12 protein-coding genes are annotated in these 12795 nt (G+C 62.9%); 9 read left to right on the forward strand and 3 right to left on the reverse strand.

Annotated elements, in window-relative coordinates:
* Positions 1–55: 55 nt before the first annotated feature.
* From P3T43_RS21560 to P3T43_RS21570, 3 genes are all read left to right on the forward strand, one after another.
* Positions 56–1114, forward strand: a complete 1059-nt coding sequence (locus P3T43_RS21560) for a sugar phosphate isomerase/epimerase family protein (protein ID WP_429283068.1) — start codon at positions 56–58, stop codon at positions 1112–1114.
* 73 nt (positions 1115–1187) lie between these two features.
* Positions 1188–2339 (forward strand): Gfo/Idh/MocA family protein, encoded by a 1152-nt coding sequence (locus tag P3T43_RS21565; protein ID WP_429283069.1) that lies wholly within the window; start codon positions 1188–1190, stop codon positions 2337–2339.
* Between the two features lie 52 nt (positions 2340–2391).
* On the forward strand, positions 2392–3099 hold the full coding sequence (locus P3T43_RS21570) for an NAD(P)H-binding protein (protein WP_429283070.1): 708 nt from the start codon (positions 2392–2394) through the stop codon (positions 3097–3099).
* Positions 3100–3142: 43 nt separating this feature from the next.
* Here the strand turns inward: P3T43_RS21570 and P3T43_RS21575 are convergent, their stop codons facing one another.
* From P3T43_RS21575 to P3T43_RS21585, 3 genes are all read right to left on the reverse strand, one after another.
* Positions 3143–3400 (reverse strand): hypothetical protein, encoded by a 258-nt coding sequence (locus P3T43_RS21575; protein ID WP_429283071.1) that lies wholly within the window; start codon positions 3398–3400, stop codon positions 3143–3145.
* A 188-nt stretch (positions 3401–3588) separates the two neighbouring features.
* Positions 3589–4749: an ABC transporter substrate-binding protein gene (locus P3T43_RS21580; RefSeq protein ID WP_429283072.1), complete on the reverse strand. Its 1161-nt coding sequence runs from the start codon at positions 4747–4749 to the stop codon at positions 3589–3591.
* Positions 4750–4906: 157 nt separating this feature from the next.
* Complete coding sequence (locus tag P3T43_RS21585; RefSeq protein ID WP_429283073.1) at positions 4907–5848, reverse strand: CysB family HTH-type transcriptional regulator; 942 nt, start codon at positions 5846–5848, stop codon at positions 4907–4909.
* A gap of 216 nt (positions 5849–6064) precedes the next feature.
* Here P3T43_RS21585 and P3T43_RS21590 point away from each other — a divergent pair, with 216 nt between their 5' ends.
* The 6 genes from P3T43_RS21590 (at position 6065) to cobA (ending at position 12269) form a co-directional block, all read left to right on the forward strand.
* Positions 6065–7744 (forward strand): nitrite/sulfite reductase, encoded by a 1680-nt coding sequence (locus P3T43_RS21590; protein ID WP_429283074.1) that lies wholly within the window; start codon positions 6065–6067, stop codon positions 7742–7744.
* A 23-nt stretch (positions 7745–7767) separates the two neighbouring features.
* Positions 7768–8313: a DUF934 domain-containing protein gene (locus P3T43_RS21595; protein ID WP_429283075.1), complete on the forward strand. Its 546-nt coding sequence runs from the start codon at positions 7768–7770 to the stop codon at positions 8311–8313.
* The gene (locus tag P3T43_RS21600; protein ID WP_429283076.1) at positions 8310–9056 is read left to right on the forward strand and encodes a phosphoadenylyl-sulfate reductase; all 747 of its coding nucleotides are present in this window, start codon (positions 8310–8312) and stop codon (positions 9054–9056) included. The genes P3T43_RS21595 and P3T43_RS21600 overlap by 4 nt, the downstream gene beginning before the upstream one ends.
* A gap of 86 nt (positions 9057–9142) precedes the next feature.
* Positions 9143–10105, forward strand: coding sequence for a sulfate adenylyltransferase subunit CysD (gene cysD / locus P3T43_RS21605; RefSeq protein WP_429283077.1), 963 nt, complete (start codon positions 9143–9145; stop codon positions 10103–10105).
* 20 nt (positions 10106–10125) lie between these two features.
* Positions 10126–11439 (forward strand): sulfate adenylyltransferase subunit 1, encoded by a 1314-nt coding sequence (locus tag P3T43_RS21610; RefSeq protein ID WP_429283078.1) that lies wholly within the window; start codon positions 10126–10128, stop codon positions 11437–11439.
* A gap of 74 nt (positions 11440–11513) precedes the next feature.
* A complete protein-coding gene (gene cobA / locus P3T43_RS21615) occupies positions 11514–12269 on the forward strand; it encodes a uroporphyrinogen-III C-methyltransferase (protein ID WP_429283079.1) in 756 nt (251 codons plus the stop codon).
* The last annotated feature ends 526 nt before the right edge of the window (positions 12270–12795 follow it).

Here is a 12795-nt window from a genome sequence, read left to right on the forward strand (position 1 = left end):
GCCGGCCGCGCGCCCGGCGGCGCGCGGTCCAACCTTTTAACCGAGGACGGATACGATGAAAACCATCAAGGGACCGGCGATCTACCTGGCCCAGTTCCTGGGCGACAAGGCGCCCTTCGACACGCTGGAAAACATGGCGACGTGGGCCGCCAGTCTCGGCTACGAGGGCATCCAGGTTCCGGTCGACGCCCGCCTGATCGACCTCGAACAGGCCGCGGCGAGCCAGACGTATTGCGACGAGTTGCTGGGCGTGGTGGCCGACGCGGGCGTACAGATCACCGAACTGGCGACGCATCTGCAAGGTCAACTGGTGGCCGTGCATCCGGCTTATGACCTGCTGTTCGACGGCTTTGCCGCGCCGCATGTGCGCGGCAATCCGCAGGCGCGCACCGAATGGGCGATCGGGCAACTGAAGCTGGCGGCGCAGGCGTCGCGGCGGCTTGGGCTCGACACGCACGTGTCGTTTTCCGGCGCGCTCGCATGGCCTTATGTGTACCCGTGGCCGCAACGTCCCGCAGGTCTGGTGGAGGCCGCCTTCGATGAACTGGCCCGCCGCTGGTCGCCGATTCTCGAGGCATTCGACGAGGTGGGCGTGGATGTCGCCTACGAGTTGCATCCGGGCGAAGATCTGCACGACGGCGTGACGTTCGAGCGCTTTCTGGAGCGTCTGAGCGGAACGGGCGGACAGGGCCGCGCGAACATCCTGTTCGATCCGAGCCACTACGTACTGCAGCAACTCGATTACCTCGCGTTCATCGATATCTATCACGAACGCATCAAGGTTTTCCATGTGAAGGATGCCGAGTTCCGTCCCACCGGCAAGGCGGGCGTGTACGGCAGTTACAGCGACTGGACGGAACGTCCGGGCCGCTTCCGCTCGCTCGGCGACGGCCAGATCGACTTCGGCGCGATCTTCTCGAAGATGGCGCAATACGATTATCCGGGCTGGGCGGTCCTCGAATGGGAGTGTGCGCTGAAGCATCCGGAAGTGGGTGCGCGCGAGGGCGCGGACTTTATCCGCCGGCACATCATTCGGGTTGCTGATCATTCTTTCGACGACTTCGCCGGCAGCGGTGTCGATACGGCGCAGTTGCAGCGCGTGCTGGGTATCTGAGCCGCGGGCACAGGCAGCAGGCGCAACGGATGTGGCGTCGCGAGCCTCACGCATCATCAAAGGAGCATCTTCCATGACACGAAAGTTACGCCTGGGCATGGTGGGCGGCGGCCAGGGCGCTTTCATCGGCGCGGTGCACCGGATCGCCGCGCGCCTCGACGACCGCTTCGAACTGGTGGCGGGCGCGTTGTCGTCCGATCCGCAGCGGGCCCTCGCGAGTGCGGCGGAAGCCGGGATCGCCCGCAGTTATCCGGACTGGCGCGAGATGGCGCGGGCGGAAGCCGCGCGCAACGACGACGGCATCGACGCGGTGGCGATCGTGACGCCGAACCATCTGCACGCGCCGGTGGCCACTGCATTTCTCGAAGCCGGCATCCACGTGATCTGCGACAAACCGCTCGCGGTGTCCCTTGCCGAGGGGCAGGCTCTGGCGAAACTCGCCCGTGACAAGAACCGGCTGTTCGCGCTGACGCATACGTATTCTGGCTATCCGATGGTGCGTCATGCGCGCGAACTGGTCGAGGCGGGCGAACTCGGCGAGGTGCGCGTCGTGCAGGTCGAATACGCGCAGGATTGGCTGGCGGAGCCCATCGAGCAAGCCGGCACGAACAAGCAGGCTGGCTGGCGCACGGATCCCCAGCAGGCGGGCCCCGCAGGCTGCCTCGGCGATATCGGCACGCATGCGTATCACCTCGCGTCGTTCGTGACCGGCATGCAGCCGGAAGCGCTGTCAGCCGAATTGCACACCTTCGTGCCGGGGCGTCGCGTCGACGATCACGTGCAGGCGATGCTGCGCTACAGGAACGGCGCGCGCGGCATGCTGTGGGCGAGCCAGGTGGCGAGCGGCGCGGAGAACGCGCTACGGCTGCGCGTCTATGGCACGAAAGCGGGTCTCGCCTTCGATCAGGAGAACCCCAACGAACTGTGGTTCACGCCGCTGGGCGGCGCGGCACAACGGTTGACGCGAGGGCGGGTGAAGAGCGCCATCGCGGCGCATGCCACACGAGTCCCGCCGGGACATCCCGAGGGCTATCTGGAGGCGTTCGCGCAACTCTATCAGGACGCTGCATTGCAGATCGAGGCGCTGGATGCGGGCCAGGCGCCACCACCGGAAAGCCGGCTGCTCACGACGGTCGACGATGGTGTCGCCGGGCTGCATTTCATCGAGGCGGTCCTCGCCAGCAGCGCGGCGCATGGTCAGATGCAGGCAGTGCGGAACGGATAACGTTTCGTCGACGCGGTAAGATGCGGTGGTGCCCTTTTTGACGGACTCACGCATGTCGACTCCCTTCGCGTCCCGCCACGCCAATGTGGTCCGCAAACAGACTGTGTTGCTGCTCGGCGGCACGGGTCTCGTCGGCACGGCGTGCCTGCGCATGCTCGCCCGCGACGACCGGGTCGGCGAGGTGCGGGTGCTGGTGCGTCGCGCCTCGGGATCCGCGGTAACGGGCTCGGCAGGGACCAACCGGGTCGTCGAGCATGTGATCGACTACGACTGGCCCGACGCCGATTCGGACATCTTCCAGGTCGATTCGGTGATCTGCGCGTTAGGTACGACGATCCGCACGGCCGGTTCGCAGAACGCGTTTCGCAAGGTGGATTACGAGTATCCGCTGCGGATTGCGGGTATCGCGCGTCGACATGGCGCGTCGCACTTTGCGATTGTCAGCGCGATCGGCGCCGATCCGCAGGCACGGACTTTCTACAGCCAGGTGAAAGGCGACGTGGAGGAAGCACTCAAGAAGCTCGACTATCCGGTGCTGACAATCGTGCGTCCTTCGTTCCTGATGGGTGAGCGTGTCGAGAGTCGTCCTTTGGAGACCGTCGCGCGACATGTGGGGGTGTATCTGCCGCTGAAATGGCGCTCGATTTCCGTCGAACGGGTGGCGCGCGCGTTGGTGACCGAGGTGCTCAGCAACGATACGCGCGGCGTCAATATCATCGAGAACGATGCGCTGCATCGCGCGCCGCCGATGTGCCGGTAACTCTCTTTAGCCGCTACCTGGCGGCGCACGCTGGCCGCGCGTTTCAGCTCTTGCTGTTTTTGATCTGCTCTTCGAACGCGAGGTCGAGCTTGCTCGCCTTGCGCGGCTTCGGCGGCCCGAATGCGTCGACGAATTTGACGAAATCGTCGAGCGTCAGCGGGTCGGAGACTTTCTTGTCCGTGCCGCTCGATTTGTCGACGAGGTAAAACAGGCCGCCGGACAGGCTGATTGCCGCAAACTGCGGATTGCCGCTGCGGGTTTTCAGCCGCTCGACGGCATGGATGGCTCGGGTGGTGCGCATGATGGGGACGGCTGAAGGGGAGAAAGACAACTACTGTAACAACAACGCGTCGCCGCTGCGCAGTTCCATGAAGAACACTCGCGAGTGACGTAGACCCTGCAAACTCGTAGCGAACGGGGCCAGGCCGCGCGGGTCAGTGGGACCGCAAGCCGTGTATACCGGCTGCGGTCCATCCGCTCGCGGACAGCTTACTGGCTCAGATACGTAAACTTCCCATCCTTGATCGTCCCCATCACGCTCGCCCGCTGATCGAGGCCGACGTGATCCTTCGCGCTGGTATTGACCACCCCGTTCGGGACGACCAGTTCGTGCGCATGCTCCAGTTCGTCGCGCAGCGCGGTGCGAAATGCCGGCGTGCCCGGTTGCGCGGTTTTCAGCGCGCGCGCCACGGCATCCTGCAGCCGCGGATACACACCAGCCGCATCGCCGGCGAATTGCGTGACCGAGCCCGGACCATACTTCGCTTCATACGCGTTCACGAACGCCAGCGCTGCCTTCTTCGCCGGATGATCGGGCGGCAGCGTGCGTGCAACCACGACGGGTTGGGTCGGAAACAGCGTGCCTTCGACATCCTTGCCGCCGAGCTTGATGAATTCCGGCGTCGCGATGCCGTGCGTCTGGTAAATCGGCCCCTTGAAGCCACGCTCGATCAGCGTGCGCTGCGGCAACACCGTCGGCGTGCCGGCGCCGGCGATCAGGATCGCGTCGGGCTTCGCCGCCATCACCTTCAGCACTTGTCCTGTGACGCTTGCATCCGTGCGGTTGAAGCGCTCGGTCGCCACCAGCTGGATGTGGCGGAGTGCGGCGAACTTCGAGAACTCGTTGAGCCAGCTTTCGCCGTAGCCGTCGGCAAAGCCGATGAACCCCACCGTCCTGACGTTGTGGTTCGACATGTAGCGGGTCATGACGTCGGCCATGGCGCTGTCGGTCTGCGCCATCTTGAAGGCCCACACGCGCTTGCCTTCCTGCGGCTCGACGACGCTCGCCGAACCCACCAGCGTAATCATGGGCGTCTGGCTTTCCGCGACCGGGTCCAGCGCGGCGATCGCAGCCGGCGTGATATTCGGCCCGACGATCACGTCAACGTGGTCCTCGTTGATCAGCTTGTGGATATTGCGGACTGCGGCGCCCGGATCGGAGCCGTCGTCGAGAATGATGTAGTCGGCTTTCTGGCCGGCGATCGTGTCCGGCCACATCAGCATCGCGTTCTTGCTGGTGATGCCGATCACGGCTGCGGGGCCGGTGCTCGACAGATCGATACCGACTTTCAGGTCGGCGTGCGCGGCCGTTGTGGCCAGCAGGGCCCCGAGCACGGTCAAGCCGCGCAGGGTCTTCTTATACGACGTCATCGGGAAATCTCCGTAGCGGGAAGCGAAAATTGAAGCGGCTCAAAAAGCGTCATGCAAAGGTCTGGCGCGCCAGGAAAACGCCGGGCCGCCGCAAGTTTTTCTGGGCCCCATCGGGGGCCTGACGCGCAGCGGCAGGTTGGGGGGTACACATCACTCTTCAAAGCTCGTAGCTTTCGTGTTCGCCCTTGAGCGCCTGCTCGATCAGCTTGCGGTTCATGCTCGGCGACAGCAGTTCCACGAGCGTATATACATAGCTGCGCAGATAGGCCCCCTGTTTCAGCGCCACGCGGGTCACGTTGCTGCCGAACAGATGGCCGACCGGCATCGCCCGCAGATGGCGGTCGCGCTCGGCGTTAAAGGCGATATCGGCCATGATGCCGACGCCCAGCCCCAGTTCCACATAGGTCTTGATGACGTCGGCGTCGATGGCCTCCAGCACGATATCCGGCACCAGTCCGCGCAGGCGGAACGCCTCGTTGATCTTGCTACGGCCTGCAAACGCCGCGTCATACGTAATCAGCGGATATTGGGTCAGATCGTCGATCGACAGCAGCTTGCGGTCGAGCAACGGATGATCCGGCTGCATCACCGCGAGGTGATGCCACTGGAAGCACGGCAGCGAGACCAGTTCCTTATAGTTGGCGATCGCTTCGGTGGCGATCGCCAGGTCCGCCTGGTCGTGAATCACCATCTCGGCCACCTGGGTCGGACTGCCTTGCAGAATCGAAAGGTGAACTTTCGGGAAACGCTTCTTGAATTCGGCGATGGCGGCCGGAAGTGAGTAGCGGGCCTGCGTATGGGTGGCGGCGATGACGAGGTTGCCCTGGTCCTGCGCCGCGTAATCTTTACCGACCCGCTTGAGGCTCTCGACCTCCTGCAGGATCTTTTCGACGGAAGCGAGGATAATGCGCCCCGGTTCGGTCAACGAGCGCACGCGTTTGCCGTGGCGGGTGAAGATTTCCACGCCCAGCTCGTCTTCCAGCTCGATGATCGCCTTCGAAACGCCAGGCTGGCTTGTATACAGTGCCTTGGCCGCCTCGGTGAGGTTGAAGTTCTGCCGCACGGCCTCGCGCACGAAGCGGAACTGGTGCAGATTCATATATAACCTCTGAGCATATCAAAAGAATTTTTTAGTCGTTTGAAGTATATGGGGAGTTTATTACTATTTCCCCATCTTTTTCAATATGGATATCTGTTTTTGTCATTAGCAAATGAGCGGGGGTCTGGAAGGTCCGCTCAACCGCACTGACAAAGGCTGGAATCTTTGCGCGGCGCAACCGGAGCGCGGCGTGTAACGCAAAATTGGGGTCCCCGAATGTACCAATACGATCAGTACGACCAGACCATCGTCGATGAACGGGTCGCGCAATATGCCGACCAGGTTCGTCGCCGCTTGTCGGGCGAATTGAGCGAAGAGGAGTTCCGTCCGCTGCGTCTGCAGAACGGTCTGTACCTGCAGCGCCACGCGTACATGCACCGCATCGCGATTCCGTACGGCAACCTGCGCAGCGACCAGATGCGCGTGCTGGCGACGATCGCGCGCGAACACGACCGCGGTTACGGCCACTTTTCGACGCGCTCCAACATCCAGTACAACTGGATCCAGCTCGAAGAGACGCCGGAAATCCTGCGCAAGCTCGCGGCCGTGCAGATGCACGGCATTCAGACCTCGGGCAACTGTATCCGTAACATCACCGCCGACCAGTTCGCCGGCGTCGCGCCTGACGAAGTGGTCGATCCGCGTCCGTGGGCTGAAATCCTGCGTCAGTGGTCGACGTTCCACCCCGAATTCGCCTGGTTGCCGCGTAAGTTCAAGATTGCGGTGTCGGGCTCGAAGGAAGATCGCGCCGCCGTGCAGATCCACGATCTGGGCGTGTACCTGAAGCGCGACGAGCAGGGCGAACTGGTGGCCGATATCCTGGCCGGCGGCGGCCTGGGCCGCACGCCTATCGTCGGCGCGATCATCCGTCGCGATCTGCCGTGGCAGCACCTGTTGACCTACTGCGAAGCCGTGCTGCGTGTGTACAACCGCTACGGCCGCCGCGACAACATGTACAAGGCGCGCATCAAGATCCTCGTGAAGGCCCTGAGCCCGGCGAAGTTCTCGGCGCAGGTCGAAGAGGAATGGCAGCATCTGAAGGACGGTCCGTCGACGCTGACGCAAGCCGAAGTCGACCGTGTGTCGCAGTACTTCCAGCCGCCGCAGTATGAAAAGCTGGCCGATACCGACGCCTCGTTCGAAAAGCATCTGCTCGAAAGCCGTGGCTTCGCCCGCTGGGTGGAGCGCAACGTGCGTCCGCACAAGGTGACGGGTTATGCGGCCGTGACGCTGTCGTTGAAGCCGAGCACGATCGCTCCCGGCGACGCCACGGATGCGCAAATGGAAGCCGTGGCCGACTGGGCCGATCAGTATTCGCTGGGCGAGATTCGCGTGTCGCACGAACAGAACCTGATTCTGGCGAACGTGCAGAAGCGCGATCTGTTCGAGCTGTGGGAAAAGGCCAAGGCGCAAGGTTTTGCGACGCCGAACATCGGTTTGCTGACCGACATCATCGCCTGCCCGGGCGGCGATTTCTGCTCGCTGGCCAATGCCAAGTCGATTCCGATTGCGCTCGCCATCCAGGAGCGCTTCAACGATCTGGACTACGTGTATGACCTCGGCGACGTGTCGCTGAACATCTCGGGCTGTATCAACGCGTGCGGTCACCATCACGTCGGCAACATCGGCATTCTGGGTGTCGATAAGGACGGTTCGGAGTGGTATCAGGTGACGCTCGGCGGCGAGCAGGGTACGGGCGCCACGGGCGCACATCTCGGCCGTGTGATCGGCCCGTCGTTCTCGGCGGAAGAGATGCCGGACGTGGTGTCGAAGGTGATCGATACGTTCGTCGAGCAACGCATGGAAGGCGAACGCTTTATCGAAACGTACAACCGCATCGGCATCACCCCGTTCAAGGAACGCGTGTACGCCTCGCGTCAACCGGCTCACGCGTAACCGCGACAAAGGATATTGAACAGATGGCTTCTATCATCAAGAACCGCACGATCGTCAACGATGACTGGACGGTGGTGCGTGCAGCGGAAGACGGCAGCTTGCCCGCAGTGGACACGCTGCCGGCCGGCAAGGTGCTGGTGCCGCTCGCATTGTGGCAGGCTGAGCGTGAGGCCTTGACGGCTTCGCGCAGCGCCGGGGATATTGGCGTGTGGCTCGCCGCGGACAGCGAACCGGCTGACATCGTGGCCGACTTCGACAGGATCGCGCTGATCGGCGTGGACTTCCCGGTGTTTCGCGACGGTCGCGGCTACAGCATCGCGCGACTGCTGCGCGAGCGCTATGGCTACAAGGGCGAGATTCGTGCAATCGGCGACGTGCTGCGCGATCAGCTGCGGTTCATGTTCCGCTGCGGCTTCGACGCGTACGCCGTGCGTGCCGACAAGGACCTTCACGATGCACTGAAAGCGTTCGACGAATTCACCGTGCAGTATCAAGGCGCCGTGGATGAGCCGTCGCCGCTGTTCCGTCGCCGCGCTGCGACGGCGGCTGCGCAGAAGGCTTCGGCATGACTACCGCTACTGCTGCGTCGGTGAAGCCGGAGCTGGCTGCGAAGATCGGGCGCCTGAACGCACTGCTCGACTCGATCGCAACACGCCACGAGAACGTGAAGCTCGCCAGCAGCCTCGCGGCGGAAGACATGCTGCTCACGCACGCGATCCTCTCGCGCGACGTGAAGATCGGCATCTTCTCGTTGAACACCGGCCGCCTGCATGCGGAAACGCTCGACATGCTCAACCGGGTGCGCGAGCGCTACGGCTACGCGATCGAACAGTTTCATCCGCAACAGGCATCGGTCGACGAGTACGTCGCGTCGCACGGCCTGAACGCGTTCTACGAAAGCGTCGACCTGCGCAAGCGTTGCTGCGAGATTCGCAAGGTCGAACCGCTGAACCGGGCGCTGTCGGACGTCAGTGCATGGGTCACGGGCCAGCGCCGCGAGCAGTCGGTGACACGTGCCGAACTGCACGAGGAAGAGCACGACGCGGCGCGCAACATCGCCAAGTTCAATCCGCTGACGGACTGGACCGAAGCCGATGTCTGGGCCTACCTGACGGCGTTCGACGTGCCGGTCAATCCGCTGCACGCGCGCGGCTATCCGAGTATCGGTTGCGAACCGTGTACGCGGGCGATCCGTCCCGGCGAAGACAGCCGGGCAGGACGCTGGTGGTGGGAGTCGCGCGATTCAAAGGAATGCGGCCTGCACGTCACCACGATTCCGATCGCCGTCGTCAGCGAAAACACCTCGGCCTGAGCGCCGGAACCGATCTCGATTCCCGATGGAATTTTTTGCGTGACGCGGGCAGCCGCTTGCGACACGAACTTAGGAAGGACCCGAACATGAGCACGACGCTCGATTCCACTGTCAACGCACCGCTCACCAACACGGCGAACCGGATGGATCACCTCGACTGGCTCGAAGCCGAATCGATTCACATCCTGCGCGAACTGGTCGCCGAATGCAGCAAGCCCGCACTGCTGTTCTCGGGCGGCAAGGACTCGGTCGTCGTGCTGCATCTGGCGCTGAAGGCATTCGGCCTCGGCGCGAACCGCAAGACCGTGCTGCCGTTTCCGCTGGTGCACATCGACACGGGCCATAACTACCAGGAAGTGATCGACTTTCGCGACCGTCGTGCCGAAGAGATTGGCGCGGAACTGGTGGTGGGCCACGTCGAAGATTCAATGAAGCGCGGCACCGTGCGTCTGCGCCGCGAAACGGATTCGCGCAACGCCGCGCAAGCGGTGACGCTGCTCGAAACGATCGCCGAACATGAATATACCGCGCTGATCGGCGGTGCCCGCCGCGACGAGGAAAAGGCCCGCGCGAAAGAACGGATTTTCTCGTTCCGCGACGAGTTCGGCCAATGGGATCCGAAGGCGCAGCGCCCGGAACTGTGGAGCCTGTATAACGCGCGTCTGCACAACGGCGAACACCTGCGTGTGTTCCCGATCTCGAACTGGACCGAACTGGACGTGTGGCAATACATTGCCCGCGAGCAGCTCGAACTGCCGTCGATCTATTACGCGCATGACCGCGAAATCGTGCGTCGCAACGGCCTGCTGGTGCCGGTCACGCCCATTACGCCGATGCGTGAAGGCGAGACGAGCGAAATCGCGCAGGTGCGCTTCCGTACCGTGGGCGATATCAGCTGCACCTGCCCGGTGGAGAGCGACGCCGACGATCTGGAGAAGATCATCGCCGAAACGGCCGTGACCGAAATCACGGAACGCGGCGCGACGCGGATGGACGATCAGGTGTCCGAAGCCGCGATGGAACAGCGCAAGAAGCAAGGTTATTTCTAAGCACACCGAGGAAGCAAATCATGAGCATTCAACAACCGCAAGACCTCGGCGTGCTGCGCTTCATTACCGCAGGTAGTGTCGACGACGGCAAGAGCACGCTGATCGGACGTCTGCTGTACGACAGCAAGGCTGTTCTGAGCGATCAGCTCTCGGCACTGTCACGCGCGAAGAACAAGCGCACCGTGGGCGACGAAATCGACCTGTCGCTGCTGACGGACGGTCTGGAAGCCGAGCGCGAGCAAGGCATCACGATCGACGTGGCGTACCGTTACTTCGCCACGGCGAAACGCAAGTTCATCATCGCGGATACACCGGGTCACGAGCAATACACGCGCAACATGGTGACGGGCGCATCGACGGCGCATGCGGCGATCATTCTGGTCGACGCAACGCGCGTCACGTTTGAAAACGGCGTCGCGCAACTGCTGCCGCAGACGAAGCGCCATAGCGCAATCGTCAAGCTGCTGGGTTTGCAGCACGCGATCGTGGCGATCAACAAGATGGATCTGGTCGACTACAGCGAAACGCGTTTCAACGAAATCCGCGATGCGTATGTGGAACTCGCGCGTCAACTGGGTCTGGACGATGTGCGCTTCGTGCCGGTGTCGGCGTTGAAGGGCGACAACATCGTGACCGCGAGCGAGCGCATGCCGTGGTACGCGGGCGAGCCGCTGCTGGACCTGCTCGAAGCGCTGCCGGTGGAGATTCCCACGGGCCAGGCGCTGCGTTTCCCGGTGCAATGGGTGGCGCGCCAGGACGGCAGCCAGGCGGACGATTTCCGCGGCTACATGGGCCGCATCGAAGCGGGCGAAGTGAAGGTAGGCGACACGATCGTGGTGTTGCCGGCGAACCGCGAAGCGACGGTGGCGGAGATTATCGCGCCGGTGCCGGGCGGCACGTCGCAGGTGGACAGCGCTTTTGCGGGGCAGACGGTGACGATTCGCCTGGCGGAAGATGTGGACGTGTCGCGCGGCGATACGTTCGTGCTGCGCGCTGCGGCGCCGGAGCCGGCGAAAAAGCTCGAAGCCGACCTGTGCTGGTTCGACGACACGCCGTTGTCGACACAGCGCAAGTATCTGCTGAAGCAGACCACGAACACGGTGTTCGCGCGGATTGGTGCGATCAAACAGGTGCTGGACGTGCATACGTTGTCGCACGCAACGGACCGTCACGATCTGACGATGAACGACATTGGCCGGGTGGCGCTGACGTTGCAAAAGCCGCTGGTGTGCGATGTGTACGACTCGCATCAGGGCACGGGGGCATTCGTGCTGATCGATGAAGCGACGCATCACACGGTTGCCGCTGGCATGATCCGGGCGTTTTCGGCTTAACGGACACGCCGGAAGATCGATGCGCGCACGCGGCTTGGGATTTGGCACGAACCGGACGAATGGGGTTGAGGCGAATGGGTAAGGTGTATCTGATCGGTGCAGGGCCCGGGGCCGCGGATCTCATCACGGTTCGGGGCGCGCGGCTGTTGGGTTTGGCCGATGTGGTACTACACGACGCGCTGGTCGAGCCGGCGATGCTGGAGTACGCGCCGCATGCGCGCAAGATTGCGGTGGGCAAACGGTGCGGCCAGCTTTCTACTGCGCAGCAGTTCATCAACAAGCAGATTGTGGATGCGGCGCAGGAGCATGCGGTGGTGGTGCGTCTGAAGGGCGGCGATCCGATGTTGTTTGGGCGTGCTGACGAAGAGATGCGCGCGCTTGAGGCTGCGGGGATCGAGTATGAGGTGGTGCCTGGGATCACGGCTGCCCTGGCGAGTGCTGCTGCCTTGAAGCGGTCGTTGACGCTGCGCGGGGTATCGCGGAGTGTGGCTTTGGCGACGCATAGCCGGGCTGCTGATACTGAGGCGATTCGCGAGCAGGTGAAGGCAGATTCGCTCGTGTTTTACATGGGGCGGGATAGTGGGCCTGAGATTGCTCAGGGGCTCATTGATGCTGGGCGGGATGGGCTTACGCCCGTGGCTATCGTTGAGGCTTGCAGCACGGCTCGTGAGAGGACGCTGACTCTCACGCTCTCTGGGCTTGCCTGCGGCGAGGCGCAGCAGTGGCTTGATGCTGCGCAGCCTAGTGTTCTTATGATTGGGGAGGCTTTTGCTGCGCGGAATGCGCAGGAGGCTTCTGGTTCTGTTAATGCGTTGTTGAGTGCTGCTTAGTAGGTGGCTTTTTGCGTTTTGCCTGCGTGGCGCTTTGGTGGTTTTCTTTCGGCGTTGGCCTTTCCTTGTATTCTTAGTGGTCTATTCGCTTCGCCCCTGTGCGGGGCAGCACTCACTTTCTTTGCCGCCGCAAAGAAAGTAAGCAAAGAAAGCGGGCTCACACCGCCAGCTCTTAGCGAGACATCTCTATTGTGAACCCGAAACGGCCCAACACGAGACCCGTCCTCGCACCACCCACGTTCGTGACAAAGGACTCATCCATCCCACTCCGCACTTCGTGCGTCGCGGTCAGGTTTGCATGGGAAGGCGCGCGCTGGAGCACGTGGAGTTCCGCGTACTACAGCGTACCCGCACCCAAGGCATAGACGCCATCCCTTGGCGAAGCAATCCCCAATATAGTTTGGATACCTACATATCCCGCAGATGGGTTATGCCCGACGGCGGGGCGCGCAGCGCGACGCTGGAACGGATGACTGCTGTGTCACTGACATGGGTGATGCGAGGACGGGTCTCGTGTTGGGCCGTT

This window comes from Paraburkholderia sp. GAS41, assembly GCF_050436545.1.
GTDB lineage: Bacteria > Pseudomonadota > Gammaproteobacteria > Burkholderiales > Burkholderiaceae > Paraburkholderia.

Bases quoted from the DNA above. Each gene is read 5' to 3' on its own strand.
- P3T43_RS21585 (WP_429283073.1), bottom strand. From the start codon at position 5,848: ATGAATCTGCACCAGTTCCGCTTCGTGCGCGAGGCCGTGCGGCAGAAC.
- P3T43_RS21565 (WP_429283069.1), top strand. From the start codon at position 1,188: ATGACACGAAAGTTACGCCTGGGCATGGTGGGCGGCGGCCAGGGCGCT.
- P3T43_RS21610 (WP_429283078.1), top strand. From the start codon at position 10,126: ATGAGCATTCAACAACCGCAAGACCTCGGCGTGCTGCGCTTCATTACC.
- P3T43_RS21575 (WP_429283071.1), bottom strand. From the start codon at position 3,400: ATGCGCACCACCCGAGCCATCCATGCCGTCGAGCGGCTGAAAACCCGC.
- P3T43_RS21560 (WP_429283068.1), top strand. From the start codon at position 56: ATGAAAACCATCAAGGGACCGGCGATCTACCTGGCCCAGTTCCTGGGC.
- cobA (WP_429283079.1), top strand. From the start codon at position 11,514: ATGGGTAAGGTGTATCTGATCGGTGCAGGGCCCGGGGCCGCGGATCTC.
- P3T43_RS21595 (WP_429283075.1), top strand. From the start codon at position 7,768: ATGGCTTCTATCATCAAGAACCGCACGATCGTCAACGATGACTGGACG.
- P3T43_RS21600 (WP_429283076.1), top strand. From the start codon at position 8,310: ATGACTACCGCTACTGCTGCGTCGGTGAAGCCGGAGCTGGCTGCGAAG.
- P3T43_RS21580 (WP_429283072.1), bottom strand. From the start codon at position 4,749: ATGACGTCGTATAAGAAGACCCTGCGCGGCTTGACCGTGCTCGGGGCC.
- P3T43_RS21590 (WP_429283074.1), top strand. From the start codon at position 6,065: ATGTACCAATACGATCAGTACGACCAGACCATCGTCGATGAACGGGTC.
- P3T43_RS21570 (WP_429283070.1), top strand. From the start codon at position 2,392: ATGTCGACTCCCTTCGCGTCCCGCCACGCCAATGTGGTCCGCAAACAG.
- cysD (WP_429283077.1), top strand. From the start codon at position 9,143: ATGAGCACGACGCTCGATTCCACTGTCAACGCACCGCTCACCAACACG.